Origin of the sequence: Muricoccus radiodurans (genome assembly GCF_050154705.1) — a bacterium.
Lineage (GTDB): Bacteria > Pseudomonadota > Alphaproteobacteria > Acetobacterales > Acetobacteraceae > Roseomonas > Roseomonas radiodurans.
Window position 1 is genome coordinate 1,244,041 of record NZ_CP189561.1, and the last position, 15,032, is coordinate 1,259,072.

The following is a 15,032-nucleotide window of genomic DNA, read 5'->3' on the forward strand; positions in this document are numbered from 1 at the left end:
CAGAGGTAAGGTGAAGACCTTGGCTCAGTGGTGCTGGAAGCGGAAGGTGGGATGGTCCATGCGGTGCGAGACGCCATTCCGCGCGTCCGTGTCGGAGGCGGCGTTCATCCGGATTGGCCCGGACGGTAACCCCTTCCTGCATGATGTGGGAACCGGGACCACGTACCACCTTGCGCGGGATGTCGGGGCCGGCGGCGACGATGACGCCGCAGATGACGAGGATCAGGACGAAGCGGATGGGGCGGAGGACGTGGGTCCGCCCCTCAGTGCAGAAGAGGAGATCGAGAGGCTGGCCTGTCTCTCGCGTCTTGCCTACCAGAGCGAACGGAAAGCCGCTGCACAGCGTCTCGGGCTGACGCTCGCGGCGGTGGACGCGGAGGTTAAGCGTTGTCGCACCGAGCGGCGCCGAGACGACGCTGAGAATGCTCGCAAGATGCCTCCGCCGAAGCCCGGCGAAGTGCGATGGCCCTTCGGATTCTCGATGAGGCCGGACGGATTGCATGTGGACGCTGGCGAAGAGGGGATGGTTTGGCTCGCTGCCCCCTTCGAGGTGCTCGGCGAGGCGCGCGATGCGGCTGGGGAAGGCTGGAGCCTCTGGCTGCGCTGGAAGGATCGCGATGGCCGGCCGCACACCTGGCCCATGCCGGCCCGCCTGCTCGTCACTCAGCCCGGCGAGTTGGAGGCTGCGCTTCTGGAACGGGGGCTGCGTCTGTCACCCCACCCCGGTGCCCGCCTTCACCTTCGGGAGGCGCTGAGCGGCGTCCAGGCTGGCTCCCGCGTCACACTGGTGTCTCGGGCCGGCTGGCATGCCCACAGCGCCGAGGATGCCGCCTTCGTGCTTCCGGATGGCTCGGTCGTCGGCGAGGTGACGGAGAAGCTAGTAATGCGCGCTCCGCCAGAAAACGCCGCGCAGATGGTGGCAGTGGCCGGCACCCTGGAGGTCTGGAAGACGCAGGTTGCTGCACTCGCGGTTGGGAACCCGCTAGCCGTGTTCTGCGTCGCCGCTGCCTTCGCCGGCCCGCTTCTGGACCCCTGCGGCGAGCCGTCGGGCGGCTTCCACATCGTGGGGCGGTCGAAGGTCGGGAAAACCGCTGCTCTGCGAATGGCCGCTTCGGTGTGGGGTCCACCCGTGAAGGGGGCGATGTTGCGCGACTGGCGCGGCACGACGAACAGCGCCGAAGCTGCCGCGGAGGAGCACGGGGACGGGCTCCTCCTCCTAGATGAGGTGCATCAGGCAGACCCGCGTGAAGTCGCGTCAGCCGCTTACATGTTTGCGAACGAAAGCGGGAAAGGCCGCCTCCGGCGCGACACAACCGCCCAGCGTCGCCGGACCTGGCGCTGCTTCGTCTTGTCCAGCGGAGAGGTGGATATTGCTACCACCGTGGCCAAAGCCGGTCAGACGCTCCCGGCCGGCGCCGAGGTCCGACTTCCCTCGATCTCGGTAGATGCCGTCGGCGCTTGGCCGCAGCAGCACGGACGCGCCTCCTCCGAGGCGCTCATGGCGGACCTGCATGGCGCCGTCCGTCGTGAGCACGGCACTGCCTGCAGGGCCTTCATCGCCCGACTGGGGCAGGTGCGCCGCGACGACCCGAGCGGATTGGAACTAGCAGCGTCTGCCATGCGCGCGCGGATGGCGCAGTGCCTCCCGGCGGACGCCGATCCCCAGGTGAAGGACGTGGCCCGCCGATGTGCCCTGGTCGCCCTGGCGGGCGAGCTGGCCCGGGAATGGGGCGTGCTGCCCTGGCCGGAGGACGAGGCGTTCCGGGCAGCTCGGGCAATGCTACTGCGCTGGATTGAGAAGCGGGGCGGCGGCGGCGCGACCGAAGAGGCGCAGCATGTCCGCGCGGTCCGGTTGTTCCTGACCCAGCATGGCGCGTCGCGCTTCGTCGCCCTGCACTTTTCCAGCATGCAAGAGGAACGGGGTTGGGTCGAAAGCCATCCTGACCGCCCGGTCATCAATCGGGCAGGCTGGCGGCGACGGCTGACCGACGGCCGCGACGAGTACCTGATTGCTCCAGAGGCTTGGCGGGAGCTGTGCCAGGACGCAGGGGTCGACCCGGTCGAGGCGGGGCGTACGCTGAAAGCCCAGGGCTTCATCACGGCCGGGGATGAGAAGAACCTCGCTCGAAAAGAGAGCATCCCCGGCGTCGGGCGCGCGCGGGTCTATGTTGTCGCCCCTGATCTGCTCGGCGAAGCGCCGATGACGGCCAGGAGGGCAGCATGAACGCCACTGCCTGCCCGACCTGCCCGACTTCCCGTGACGTGGTCGGGCAGCAGAAAAGGCCCATCCTACGGGCCTCGCCCGACCTGCCCGACCTGCCCGACCACGAAGTGCAGGGGTGTTCTGAGAAACGAAGTTTGCTCTCGGACCTCGCTGCCCGGTGGTGGACCGCGACCGAGCTCGAAGCCCGGTCGGCGGAGAGGACACCCCCCTCCCCGCGCCCGTCGTACCTGCCCGAGCCCCCGCCGATGGACCATGACGCGGCGGAGGAGGAAGCCATGCGGGACTTCTACGCGACCCCAGCCGCTGAGCCCGGCGACTACTTCGATCCCGACTTCTCCCCTGAAGGATTGGGTGGCCCCGATCGTCTCGCGGGAGGACTGGGACGGGGCTTCGCATCCCACCGCGGCTCGTGCGTAGGGCACAGGGTCACTGAGTTGTAGAAGCGCATCGTATCGGAGGTGCCGACCGTGTCGTCGTCTGATCCTACAGAGGGGAAGCAAGCTCCCCATCGGTTCAAGCCTGGACAGTCCGGGAACCCAGCTGGACGTCCAAGGGGGAGCCGCCACGCTGCTCTACAGGCGCTCGACCTCATCGGTCAGGAGGGCGCCGGGGCGGTGCTAGAGAAGATCGTGGAGCAGGCAAAGGCTGGGGACGCGCGCTCCGCCGAGATCCTGTTGCGACGGGTATGGCCTGAGCGGAAGGGACGCTCCGTCATGTTGGACCTCCCGAGGCTGGAACGGCCCGCAGATGTCGTCCGTGCGACCGCTGCTGTCGCGGAGGCGGTTGCCGCTGGTGAGGTCACACCGGACGAAGGAGCGGCAGTGGTCGGCGTCATTGAGGCGCACCGTCGAGCTATTGAAACACACGAACTCGAAGCACGCTTGGCTGCCTTGGAAGCCGCACAGCGCAACTGAGATTCCCGTTAACACGCCACGACCTAGCCCCGGCTCTCCCGCTTGAAGGCCATGACCCTCCCGCTACCGCTGCGGCTGATCGTCGCGCCCCCGGGGTTGGACGTTGCAGAGGCCGAGGCGTTCAAAGCGGAAATGTAGGCCAGCGTCCCGACCGGCGTGTCGATGATGATCCTCCGCCCTCGGCCACCCGGAGGATCGACAACAGCTCTGCACAGAAGCCCGCACAGGCTCTCATTAGATAGGCTCGCCAGATCCTGGCTTCACTCCAGTTGGAAGCAGTCAGGATCGAATGTCCGGGCAATGTCCGGGCAACGCTGGACGGCCGACAAACAGCCACTCAGCGATGCTGGCTGAAAGGCAAAAGAATTCAGAGGTTTGAAGGTGGTGGGCGCTCACGGGCTCGAACCGTGGACCCGCTGATTAAGAGTCAGCTGCTCTACCAACTGAGCTAAGCGCCCGCACCACCGAAGGGCACGGTCAAACCGTGCCTGGGCGGCGGGTTCTAGCGCTTGGAGCCGGGAGGTCAAGCCCTAGTCGCGCGCGGCCTGAAATTCAGCGTCCCGATGGACATAGGCGCTGGCCAGCAGGCCGAAGCCGAGCATGACCGTGATCATGGCGGAACCGCCATGGCTGATCAGGGGAAGCGGCACGCCACCCACCGGAATGCTGCCGGTCACCATGGCCACGTTCACGAAAACGTAGAGGAAGATATTGGTCCCCAGCCCGATGGCCATCAGCCGTCCGAACTGATGCCGGCAACGCAGCGCCGTGAGCATGGCGAAGAGGAGGACAAGGACGAAGAGGCCGAGGGTGCCGAGCGCACCGACGAGGCCGAACTCCTCCGCGATCATGGTGAAGATGAAGTCGGTCTGCTTTTCCGGCAGGAAGTTCAGGTGGCCCTGGGTGCCCTGGAGGAAGCCCTTCCCCCACATGCCGCCGGAGCCGAGCGCGATCTTTGACTGGATGATGTTGTAGCCCGCGCCGAGCGGATCGCTCTCAGGGTCCAGGAAGGTGGTGATCCGGGCGCGCTGGTAGTCGTGGAGCGATTCATAGGCGATCGGGGCCGCAACCGCGGCGGCGGCGCCGATCAGGGCGAACTTCCACCAGCGGACGCCGGCCGCCCAGAACATCGACAGTCCGATCATACCCGTGATGGCAGCGGTGCCGAGATTGGGTTGCTTGAGGATGAGGCCCATCGGGAGGACGACCGCCACGGCGGGCGGGATGAGAAAGAGGGGATTGCCCATCCGCTCCCACGACGCGCGGTGGAACCAGGCGGCGAGCGCGAGCACGAGCATGATCTTCATCAGCTCGGACGGCTGGAGCTGGAGCGGGCCGATGTCGATCCATCGTTGGGCCCCCTTCCCCACATTCCCGACCGTCAGCACGGCGACCAGGAGCACGATCCCGATCGCGTATCCGACCCAGGCGAAGCGGGCGATCAGGCGGATGTCCACCAGGGCCAGGGAGAGCATGAGCACGAGGCCGAAGCCGAAGCGGATCGCGTGCTTCGAGGCGTAGGGCTCCGGGGCCCCGCCGCCGGCGGAGTAGAGGGCGACGTAGCCCACCGCGGCGATGAGGCAGAGGAGAATGAGGAAGCTCCACGGGATGAGCCAGAGCTTCTCCAGCACCCCGAAGCTCCGCTCCTTCATCAGGAGGCGGCGTTCGTAAATCATCGGACGAGGATCATCGGGCGGGTCCCGGCGCGAGGAGGCGCTGAGGCGGCAGAGCCTCGGCCACCCGGGCCGGGGCGGCCGGCGGGTTGCGGAAGCGGTTGATCGTATCGGCCATGATGTCGCGGGCCAGCGGAGCGGCCGCGCCGGAGCCGGAAGTGCCATGCTCCACGATGACGGAGACCGCGTATTGCGGGTTCTCCATCGGGGCGAAGGCGACGAAGAGCGCGTGCGGACGCCACTCGCGGGGCATGGATTCCACCCGGAAGCCCCGCTCGCGCTGCTCGCGGGAGACACGTCGGACCTGGGTGGTGCCGGTCTTGCCGGCCATCTGGCCCATCCCCTGCGGCAGGCGCGCGGTGCGGGCGGTGCCGCCCTCCTCGTTCACCACGGCCCACATGGCTTCCCGGATCAGGCGCAGGTCGCGGTCCGGCAGACCGAGGGAGGGCCAGTCCTCCGGCCGCACGCCGCGGACCTGGCGCCCGGCGAGCCCACGCGTGAGGTGCGGCTGGACCGCCCGGCCAGAGGCGATCCGGGCGGCCATGGTGGCGAGCGAAAGCGGGGTGAGCTGGTAGAAGCCCTGGCCGATGCCGTGGACCACGGTGTCCCCAAGGTTCCAGGGCTTTCCCTGCGCCTGGCGCCAGGCACGGGTGGGGACGAGGCCGCGGCGGGTGCCGGGCAGCTCGATCTCCAGGTCCACGCCGAGGCCGAGGCGGTTTGCCATGGCGGCGATCCGGTCGATGCCGGTGCGCTTGGCCATCTCGTAGAAGTAGCAGTCGCAGGACAGCTTGATGCCGGTCCGCATGTCGAGCGCGCCGTGGCCGTATCGGGCGTGGCAGTGGAAGCGGGTATCGCCGAGGTCGTAGTAGCCGGGGCACGGGACGCGGTCGTAGGGGGTGCAGACCTTCGCCTCCAGCGCAGCGAGGGCGACGACCATCTTGAAGGTGGAGCCGGGGGCGTAGAGGCCGTTGGTGGCCTTGTTGATCAGCGGGGTGACGCGCTGGGAGGTCCATTCCCGCCACTGGGCCTGGGAGACGCCGGCGTTGAAAACGTGCGGGTCGAAGGAGGGCTGAGTGGCCATGGCCAACAGCTCCCCGTTACGGCAATCCATGACGACGGCGGTGGTGCCCTCCTCGCAACGGGCGCGGACGGTGCGCTGCAGCTCCGCATCGAGCGAGATCTGGACGTCCTGGCCGGGCTGGCCCTCGCGGCGGTCAAGCTCGCGGATCACGCGGCCGACCGCGTTCACCTCGAGCCGCACGGTGCCCGCGCGCCCCCGCAGGGAGCGATCATGGAAGCGCTCGATGCCCGCCCGCCCCACGCGGATGCCGGGGAGTTCGAGGAGCGGGTCGTCGCCGATGTCGGCCTCGGCCGGCGGCGCGACGTAGCCGACGATATGGGCCATGTGCTCGCGCTCCGGGTATTCCCGGGTCTGGCCGACGTCCACGGAGACGCCGGGAAGGTCGGGCGCGTTCATCTCGATCAGCGCCATCTCGTCCCAGGAGAGGAACTCCCGGACGATGACGGGCACGAAGCGGCGGCGGCGGCGGACGTCGCGGTCCACCCGGGCCCGCTCCGTATCGGTCAGGGGGACGAGCTGGTTGAAGGTGGTGAGGACGGCATTCACGTCCCGCGCGTGCTCCGCCACGATCACGGCGCGCCAGTTGAGCTGGTTGCCGGCGACCACCTTGCCCTCCCGGTCCACGATGCGGCCGCGGGGCGGGGCGATGAGGCGGGCGGAGATGCGGTTCTCCTCCGCGAGGGTCGCGTAGCGGTCGCCCTCTTCCACCTGGAGCTTGTTCAGGCGGTAGCCGAGGAAGCCGAGCGCGCCGAGCTGCCCGGCACCGAGCAGCAGCGCCCGGCGGGTGAAGACGGAGCGGCGCTCCTCCTCCTCCTTGCGGGTCGCGGTCATGCGAGATCCTCGGCGCGCTGCATGCCGCGGTGGGCGCGGGTGAGGAACCAGGCGAGCGGCGGGTAGAGCCCGGCACAGAAGCCGAGCTGCACCAGCGCGGGAACGCGCGGCGGCATCTGCCAGTTCAGCAGCGCCTGCAGGACGTAGCCCAGGGCGACGGCGCCGAGGGCGAAGCCGCAATGCGCGAGCCAGACGACGACGAAGGAGCGCTTGGCGAGGAACCGCCGGAGCTTCAGCGCTGAGCCGTGCACAAGAAGCAGGGTCAGGACGCCGACGCCGAGCGGGGCGAAGCCGAGCAGGTCCTGCATCAGGCCGAGGCCGAAGACCGCCGGGGCCGGCATCGCCGCCGGCCGGAAGACGCTCCAGAAGAAGACGCAGGCGAGGCCGATGGCCGGCAGGAGCGAGGGCAGGCCCACCGGCGCGGTGGAGCCAATCATCAGCAGGGCGGTGGAGACGCCGGGCGCGGCCCCGCGCGCCGTCGCATCGAGGCGGCGCAGGAGGCCAGGGGCGGGCTCGGGACGGCCGGTGACGGGCATGGCGTGCCCCCCCTACCGGCGCGCGCGCGTGCCGGCCGCGGGGTCGGGGCGCGCGACCGCCTCGGGCGGGAGGATGCCGGCGAGGCCGAACTCGAAGATGCGGAGCATGTCGAGCTGGTCGAGCCGGGCGTAAAGCTCCACCTCTGGCCATCCGGTCTCGCTGATGCGGACGACGCCGACCGGCAGGCCGGAGGGGAAGGCGTTGGATTCGGAGCCGGTCACCACGCGGTCGCCGTCCTGCGGCTGGAGGCCGGCGGGCCAGTGCTGGAGGCGCGGGCGCGCGCCGTTGGTGCCGATCATCATGGCGCGGGCGCGCGAGCCCTCCAGCACCACCGGAATGCGGGAGTTCATGTCGGTGACGAGCAGGACGCGGGCGGAGCGGGCGCCGAGTTCCGTCACGCGGCCGGCAAGGCCGCGCTCGTCGAGGGCGACTTGGCCCTTCTGGAGCTGGAGCTGAGGCCCGGTGGCCAGCAGGACCGCACGGGCATAGACACCGCCGGCATCGGCCACCACGCGCGCGGTGCGGAACTGCGGGGCCGGCTCCGGCACGAAGGCGAGCTGGCGGCGGAGAAGGGTGTTCTCCGCCTCCAACGCGAGGGCGGCCGCCTGCCAACGGTGCAGGCGCTCGTTCTCCTCCCGGAGCCGGGCGGCTTCCTCGCGGAGGTTGAGAAGGGACTGCGCCTCCTCGACCGCGTGGCGGACGGCGGCGATGGGCTCGGCGGCGGCGGCGTAGAGCGGGGCGAGAGCATCGGCCAGGGCCATGCGGGTGCGTTCCACCAGCACGGTGTCCGCCTTGCCGAGCAGCATGGTCCCGAAAGCCGCCGCGATCAGGACGGGCACGGAGAGCCGCGCCAGCGCCTGACGGAGCGGGATGCTGAGCCGGATCATCCCCCCTCCCCCAGCGTGAGCGCGGGCCGCGCCTATTAGTACATCGAGGAGAGCACGTGGCGAAGCCGCTTCATCTCCTCAAGGGCCCGGCCTGTGCCCAGCGCGACACAGTTGAGGGGTCCTTCTGCGACGGAGACGGGCAGGCCGGTCGCTTCCCTGAGCACCCCGTCCAGCCGGTGCAGCAGGGCACCGCCGCCGGTGAGTACGATGCCCTTGTCCACAATGTCGGCCGCCAGCTCGGGCGGGCAGTTCTCTAGCGCGACCTTTACCGCCTCGGTGATCTGCGAGACGGGCTCGTAGAGGCTCTCGCTGACCTGACGCTGGGAAACATAGACCTCCCGCGGAACGCCGTTCATAAGGTCGCGACCCTTCACCTCGGTGACCGGGCCCTCTTCGCCGTCCTCGGGCGGGGCGGCGGCGCCGATCTCCATCTTGATCCGCTCGGCCGTCGATTCGCCGATCAGCAGGTTAAACTGACGGCGGATGTAGGAGATGATCGCCTCATCCATCTTGTCACCGCCGACCCGCACGGAGCGCGCGTAGACGATGCCGCCGAGGGAGATGACCGCCACCTCCGTCGTGCCGCCGCCGACGTCCACGATCATGGAGCCGGAGGGCTCGGTCACGGGCAGTCCGGCGCCGATCGCCGCGGCCATCGGCTCCTCGATGAGCAGGACCTTGCGGGCGCCGGCCGACTCAGCGCTCTCCTGGATCGCGCGTCGCTCGACGGCCGTGGAGCCCGACGGGACGCAGACGATGATCATCGGAGAGGCGAAGGAGCGGCGGTTGTGCACCTTCCGGATGAAGTGCTTGATCATCTCCTCGGCCACCTCGAAGTCGGCGATCACGCCGTCCCGCAAGGGCCGGATGGCGGCGATGTTGCCGGGGGTGCGGCCGAGCATCTGCTTCGCCTCCTCCCCCACCGCGAGCACCTGCTTGCGGCCGCGAATGTCGGCGATGGCGACGACGGACGGCTCGTTCAGGACGATGCCCCGGGACTTCACGTAGACCAGGGTGTTCGCGGTGCCGAGGTCGATGGCCATGTCGGCGGAGAGGAAGCCGAACAGGCGGGAGAACATGCGGGGGACAGCCTTGGAGGGGGTGCGGGGAAGCCCGAGGGCAGGGCGCGCGTCGTGTGACTAGCGGCGCTTGGCCGGGCGCTCAAGTCTTTAAGGCCAGTCGGGACGGTTTGCGGCCATTCCATGGCGGTATGACAGGTCGGCAACCTGAAGCGGGAAGTGGCGTTTTTCCGGCGTCTTCAAACCCTTCAGGAGCCCAGACCATGCGCAAGACCACCCTCGCCCTTCTCGCGGTTGCCGGCCTCGGGCTCGGCGCCTGCGGCTACAGCCCCGGCGACCGGGCGCTGTCGGGCGGTCTGCTCGGCGCCGGCGCCGGCGCGGGTGTTGCGGCCATCACGGGCGGCAATGCGGGCACGGGCGCGCTGATCGGCGCCGGCGTGGGCGCGGTCGGTGGTGCGGTCACCAGCGGCCGCGACATCAACCTCGGCCGGCCAGTGTGGCGCTGAGGTGATCGGCTGACCGTCCGGGCCCCAGCGGTCCGGGCGTGCGGAGGGGCGTCCCGGCCATGTCCGGGGCGCCCCTCTTGATTCATGGCCTTCCGGGCTAAGCGGCGGGGTGAAGGTCGGCCGGAGCCGTGCGCTCCCGCTTCACCAGCAGCTTATTGAGGGCGTGAATGTAGGCCCGAGCCGAGGCGACGATCGTGTCGGTGTCCGCCCCCTGCCCGTCCACGAGCTTGCCCTTCTCCTCGAACCGAACGGTCACGCGGGCCTGGGCGTCGGTCCCGCCGGTGACCGACTGCACCGCGTAGAGCTTCAGGGCGACATCGTGCGGGTAGACGTTGCGGATGGCGTTGAACACCGCGTCCACCGGGCCGTCTCCGACCGCCATGCCCTCCTTCTCCTCCCCGTCGATCTCCAGCTTCAGGGTCGCCATGGGCCGGGTGTGGAGGCCGGAGGTGACGGTCAGCGCGGTCAGCTTCACGCGATCGTGCTGACGCAGGACCTCGTCGTCCACGAGGGCCATGACGTCCTCGTCGTAGACGACCTTCTTGCGGTCGGCGAGGTCCTTGAAGCGGCGGAAGGCGTCGTTCAGGGCGTTGTCGCCCAGCTCATAGCCCAAAGCCTTCAGCTTGTCGCGGAAGGCGGCCCGCCCCGAGTGCTTCCCGAGGACGAGGGAGTTGGTGGTCCAGCCGACGCTCTCCGGCGTCATGATCTCGTAGGTGGAGGCGTCCTTCAGCACGCCATCCTGGTGGATGCCGGACTCATGGGCGAAGGCGTTGCGGCCGACGATCGCCTTGTTCGGCTGCACGTCGAAGCCGGTGATGGTTGCCAGCAGGCGCGAGGTCTTCAGGATGTTCGGCGTGCGAATGCCGGTGGAGCGATTGAGGGCGTTCTGGCGGGTGCGGACGGCCATGGCGACCTCTTCCAGGCTCGCGTTGCCGGCGCGCTCCCCGATTCCGTTGATGGTGCATTCCACCTGGCGCGCGCCGGCCTGGATGGCGGCCAGCGTGTTGGCGACGGCCAGGCCGAGGTCGTTGTGGTTGTGGGTGGAGAAGATCGCGCGCTCCGCCCCCGGGACCTTGTTCATCAGGGTGGAGAAGATGAGGCCCATGTCGGCGGGCAGCGCGTAACCGACGGTGTCCGGGATGTTGATGGTGGTGGCGCCGGCCTTGATCGCCGTCTCCACGCAGCGGCAGAGGAATTCCAGGTCGGAGCGCGAGCCGTCCTCCGCGGACCATTCGACGTCGGCGACGTGGTTGCGGGCGAGGGTGACGCTCTCGGTGATGCGCTCCAGCACCTCGTCCCGCGTCATGCGGAGCTTCACCCGCATGTGCAGGTCCGAGGTGGCGAGCACGATGTGGACGCGGGGACGGGCGGCGGGCCGGGTCGCCTCGATCGAGGACATGATATCGGCGGTGCTGGCGCGGCTGAGGCTGGCCACGACCGGGCCGTCCTTGGCGAAGCGGCGGGCGATGGACTCCACGCTCTCAAAGTCGCCGCGGCTGGCGATGGCGAAGCCGGCCTCCAGCACGTCGGCACCGAGTTCGGCCAGGCTCTCGGCCATCCGCAGCTTCTCCTCCAAGTTCATGGAGAAGCCGGGGGACTGCTCGCCGTCGCGAAGCGTGGTGTCGAAGATGATGATGCGGTCGTCGGCCAGGTTGCCGAAGCTGGGATGGTTCAGGGCCATGGTGGCGTGTCCGTCGTTCGTGGCGCCGGGCCGGCGCGTCTTCGGTGCTTCTCGGATGGGACGCGCGGCGCCCCGGGGTGATCCCCTGAGCGATGCCGGCGGTCAGCCGGGCGTCACGCCCAGGGGCGGCGAAGTCGAAGAAGAAGGAGGGCGAGCGCGGGCACGCCGGCCGGGAGGCCAGGGCGGAGGGTCGCGAAACGGGCGACGGGCGCGTTCATGCGGGCAACAGGGTAACGAAACCGGTGGCAGGGGGCAAGCGTGAAGCCGGCCCCCTGCCCTCTTCCGCTAGTTGCGGGCCTTATCGACGAGCTGGTTCTTCTTGATCCACGGCATCATGCCGCGGAGCTTCTCGCCCACCTGCTCGATCGGGTGCTCGGCCAGGCGACGGCGGGTGGCCTTGAAGCTGGCCTGGTTCACCTTGTTCTCCAGCATCCAGTCGCGGGCGAACTTGCCGGACTGGATGTCGTTCAGCACGCGCTTCATCTCGGCCTTCGTCTCCGAGGTAACGATCCGGGGGCCGGTGACGTACTCGCCGTACTCGGCGGTGTTGGAGATGGAGTAGTTCATGTTCGCGATGCCGCCCTCGTAGATCAGGTCCACGATGAGCTTCACCTCGTGCAGGCACTCGAAATAGGCCATCTCTGGGGCGTAGCCGGCCTCGACCAGCGTCTCGAAGCCGCCCTTGATGAGCTCCACGAGGCCGCCGCAGAGGACCACCTGCTCGCCGAAAAGGTCGGTCTCGCACTCCTCCTTGAAGGTCGTCTCGATGACGCCGGAGCGGCCGCCGCCGATGGCGGAGGCGTAGGAGAGCGCGATCTCCAGGGCGTTGCCCGAGGGGTTCTGGTGCACGGCCACGAGGCAGGGGACGCCGCCGCCCTTCTGGTACTCGCCCCGCACAGTGTGGCCGGGGCCCTTCGGCGCGATCATGAAGACGTCGATGTCCTCGCGCGGGTCCAGCAGGTTGAAGTGGACGTTCAGCCCGTGCGCGAAGGCGAGGGCCGCGCCCTCCTTCATGTTGGCGTGCAGGTGCTCGCGGTAGAGGTCGCCCTGGCCCTCGTCTGGCGTGAGGACCATCACCACGTCGGCCCACTTCGCGGCGTCCGCCGGGGACATCACCTGGAAGCCGGCGGCCTCGGCCTTCTTCGCGGACGCGCCGGGGCGGAGGCCGATGACGACGTCCTTCACGCCGGAATCGCGCATGTTCATCGCGTGGGCGTGGCCCTGGCTGCCGAAGCCGATGACCGCGACCTTGCGGGCCTTGATCAGGTTCACGTCCGCGTCGCGGTCGTAGTAAACGCGCATCTCTAGCTCTCTCCCCCTATTCGGTCGGATCTGTTCAGGCGCTGAGGCGCCGCGGGCCGCGCGCGATGCCGACGGCACCGGTGCGGGACACCTCGGCAAGCCCCAGCGGGCGCATGAGCGCGACATAGGCGTCGATCTTGTCGGCGCTGCCGGTCATCTCGAAGACGAGGCTCTCTGTGGTGGCGTCCACCACGCGGGCGCGAAAGGCATCCGCGAGGCGAAGGGCCTCCATGCGGTTCTCGCCGCGGCCGATCACCTTGATCAGCGCGAGCTCCCGCGTGAGGTGCGGGCCCTCCAGCGACAGGTCGGCGACCTTGTGCACGGGCACGAGGCGGTCGAGCTGGGCCTTGATCTGCTCGATGATCATGTCGCTGCCGGATGTGACGACGGTGATGCGGGAGAGGCGCCGCTCCTCGTCCACCGGGGCGACGGTCAGGCTCTCGATGTTGTAGCCGCGGCCGGAGAAGAGGCCGACGACGCGGGCCAGGATGCCGGCCTCGTTCTCGACCAGCACGGCGATGGTCGCCGTGCGCTGCATGCTGTCGGACATGGGACGGTCCTCAGACCAGGACCTTCCCCTCGTCGGTGACGCCCGCGACACCCCCCTGCTGGCCCGGGCCGAGGATCATCTCGTTATGGGCGGCGCCGGAGGGGATCATGGGGAAGCAGTTCTCTTTCTGGTCGACGGCGATGTCAGCGATGACGGGGCCGGGGTGTGCGATCATCTCGCGGATCACGTCATCGAGCTGGGACGCGTCGGTGGCGCGCAGGCCGCGGGCGTGGAAGCTTTCGGCCAGCTTCACGAAGTCGGGGAGCGCGTCCGAGTAGGATTCGGAGTAGCGGCCGCCGTGCAGGAGTTCCTGCCACTGGCGCACCATGCCCATGTACTCGTTGTTCAGGATGAAGACCTTCACGGGCAGGCGGTACTGCGCGAGCGTGCCCATCTCCTGGATGTTCATCAGGATCGACGCCTCGCCGGCAATGTCGATCACCAGCGCGTCGGGATGCGCGATCTGGACGCCGGAGGCGGCGGGCAGGCCGTAGCCCATGGTGCCGAGGCCGCCGGAGGTCATCCAGTGGTTCGGCTTCTCGAACTTGAAGTACTGGGCGGCCCACATCTGGTGCTGGCCGACCTCGGTCGTGATGAAGGTCTCGCGGCCCAGTTCCTGGGTGATCTCGTAGAGGCGGCGGACGGCGTGCTGGGGCTTGATGATATTGCCCTTCTGCTCGTAGCGCAGGCAGTCCCGCGCGCGCCAGCCATCGATCTGGCGCCACCAGGCGGCGACGGCCTCGCGGTCCTGCTCGCCGGGCACCTCGTCCCACGCCGCCAGGATGGCGCGCAGGACCTCGCCGGCGTCGCCGACGATCGGCACGTCCACCTTGACGTTCTTGTTGATGTTCGACGGATCGATGTCGGCGTGAATCTTCTTCGATCCGGGGGAGAAGGCGTTCAGCCGGCCGGTCACACGGTCGTCGAAGCGGGCGCCGATGTTGAACATGACGTCGCAGCCATGCATCGCGAGGTTCGCCTCGACGGTGCCGTGCATGCCGAGCATCCCGAGGAAGCGCGGGTCGCTGGCGGGGAAGACGCCGAGGCCCATCAGCGTGTTCGTGCACGGCAGGTTGGCGCGGCGGACGAGCTCCGTCAGGAGCGTGCTCGCCTCCGGGCCGGCGTTGATGACGCCGCCGCCGGCATAGACGATCGGGCGGCGGGCGCCCTTGAGCAGCGCGACCGCCTTGCGGATCTGGCCGGCGTCGGGGCGGGTCGTCGGTCGGTAGGAGCGGTGCTCCTCCTTCGGGGCCTCCGTGTATGGGCCGCGCGCCAGGAGAATGTCCTTCGGCAGGTCGATCACCACCGGGCCGGGGCGGCCGGAGCGGGCGACGTAGAAGGCATCGTGCACGACCCGGGAAAGGTCGCCGATCTTCTTCACGAGGTAGTTGTGCTTCGTGGCCGGGCGGGTGATGCCCGTCGTGTCGGCTTCCTGGAAGGCATCATTGCCGATCAGGTGCGTGGGGACCTGCCCCGTCAGGCAGACGACGGGGATGGAATCCATCAGCGCGTCCACGAGGCCCGTCACGGCGTTGGTGGCGCCGGGGCCGGAGGTGACGAGCACGCAGCCCACCTTGCCGGTGGAGCGGGCGTAGCCCTCGGCGGCGTGGACGGCGGCCTGCTCGTGGCGGACGAGGATGTGGCGGATGGCGTTCTGCTGGAACAGCGCGTCGTAGATCGGCAGGACAGCGCCGCCGGGGTAGCCGAAGATGACCTCTACGCCCTGCTCCTTCAGCGCGCGCAGGACGAGCTCGGCGCCGGTCATCAGGTCGGCATCGGTCGTGGCGGCGGGGGTGGCGGACATGGTGCTGTCGGTTCCTCGTGAAC

12 protein-coding genes and 1 tRNA gene are annotated in these 15,032 nt (G+C 69.1%); 3 read left to right on the forward strand and 10 right to left on the reverse strand.

Going from position 1 to position 15,032, the window contains the following annotated elements; translation table 11 throughout:
* Positions 1 to 58: 58 nt before the first annotated feature.
* Both ACP6CK_RS06135 and ACP6CK_RS06140 read left to right on the forward strand, forming a co-directional pair.
* Entirely contained in the window at positions 59 to 2,224 is a 2,166-nt protein-coding gene (locus ACP6CK_RS06135) for a DUF927 domain-containing protein (protein WP_426957998.1), read from the forward strand.
* A gap of 467 nt (positions 2,225 to 2,691) precedes the next feature.
* On the forward strand, positions 2,692 to 3,138 hold the full coding sequence (locus tag ACP6CK_RS06140) for a DUF5681 domain-containing protein (protein WP_426959884.1): 447 nt from the start codon (positions 2,692 to 2,694) through the stop codon (positions 3,136 to 3,138).
* 382 nt (positions 3,139 to 3,520) lie between these two features.
* Here the strand turns inward: ACP6CK_RS06140 and ACP6CK_RS06145 are convergent.
* From ACP6CK_RS06145 to ACP6CK_RS06170, 6 genes are all read right to left on the reverse strand, one after another.
* Positions 3,521 to 3,596: transfer RNA gene (locus ACP6CK_RS06145), tRNA-Lys, on the reverse strand.
* A 72-nt stretch (positions 3,597 to 3,668) separates the two neighbouring features.
* Complete coding sequence (gene rodA, locus ACP6CK_RS06150) at positions 3,669 to 4,814, reverse strand: rod shape-determining protein RodA (protein ID WP_426957999.1); 1,146 nt, start codon at positions 4,812 to 4,814, stop codon at positions 3,669 to 3,671.
* 10 nt (positions 4,815 to 4,824) lie between these two features.
* On the reverse strand, positions 4,825 to 6,723 hold the full coding sequence (gene mrdA, locus ACP6CK_RS06155) for a penicillin-binding protein 2 (protein WP_426958000.1): 1,899 nt from the start codon (positions 6,721 to 6,723) through the stop codon (positions 4,825 to 4,827).
* On the reverse strand, positions 6,720 to 7,259 hold the full coding sequence (locus tag ACP6CK_RS06160; protein ID WP_426958001.1) for a rod shape-determining protein MreD: 540 nt from the start codon (positions 7,257 to 7,259) through the stop codon (positions 6,720 to 6,722). The genes mrdA and ACP6CK_RS06160 overlap by 4 nt, the downstream gene beginning before the upstream one ends.
* A 12-nt stretch (positions 7,260 to 7,271) precedes the next feature.
* Positions 7,272 to 8,147, reverse strand: coding sequence for a rod shape-determining protein MreC (mreC, locus tag ACP6CK_RS06165; protein ID WP_426958002.1), 876 nt, complete (start codon positions 8,145 to 8,147; stop codon positions 7,272 to 7,274).
* Positions 8,148 to 8,182: 35 nt separating this feature from the next.
* A complete protein-coding gene (locus tag ACP6CK_RS06170; RefSeq protein WP_426958003.1) occupies positions 8,183 to 9,226 on the reverse strand; it encodes a rod shape-determining protein in 1,044 nt (347 codons plus the stop codon).
* Positions 9,227 to 9,429: 203 nt separating this feature from the next.
* On the opposite strand from ACP6CK_RS06170, the gene ACP6CK_RS06175 reads away from it, so the two are divergent.
* On the forward strand, positions 9,430 to 9,672 hold the full coding sequence (locus ACP6CK_RS06175) for a hypothetical protein (RefSeq protein WP_426958004.1): 243 nt from the start codon (positions 9,430 to 9,432) through the stop codon (positions 9,670 to 9,672).
* A gap of 97 nt (positions 9,673 to 9,769) precedes the next feature.
* Here ACP6CK_RS06175 and ACP6CK_RS06180 read toward each other — a convergent pair whose 3' ends face one another.
* The 4 genes from ACP6CK_RS06180 to ACP6CK_RS06195 form a co-directional block, all read right to left on the reverse strand.
* Positions 9,770 to 11,353: a 2-isopropylmalate synthase gene (locus ACP6CK_RS06180; RefSeq protein WP_426958005.1), complete on the reverse strand. Its 1,584-nt coding sequence runs from the start codon at positions 11,351 to 11,353 to the stop codon at positions 9,770 to 9,772.
* Positions 11,354 to 11,638: 285 nt separating this feature from the next.
* Positions 11,639 to 12,655 carry a ketol-acid reductoisomerase gene (gene ilvC / locus ACP6CK_RS06185; RefSeq protein WP_426958006.1) on the reverse strand — a complete coding sequence of 339 codons (1,017 nt, stop codon included), beginning with the start codon at positions 12,653 to 12,655 and terminating at the stop codon, positions 11,639 to 11,641.
* Between the two features lie 34 nt (positions 12,656 to 12,689).
* On the reverse strand, positions 12,690 to 13,205 hold the full coding sequence (gene ilvN / locus ACP6CK_RS06190) for an acetolactate synthase small subunit (RefSeq protein WP_426958007.1): 516 nt from the start codon (positions 13,203 to 13,205) through the stop codon (positions 12,690 to 12,692).
* A 10-nt stretch (positions 13,206 to 13,215) separates the two neighbouring features.
* Entirely contained in the window at positions 13,216 to 15,009 is a 1,794-nt protein-coding gene (locus ACP6CK_RS06195) for an acetolactate synthase 3 large subunit (protein WP_426958008.1), read from the reverse strand.
* Positions 15,010 to 15,032: the final 23 nt, after the last annotated feature.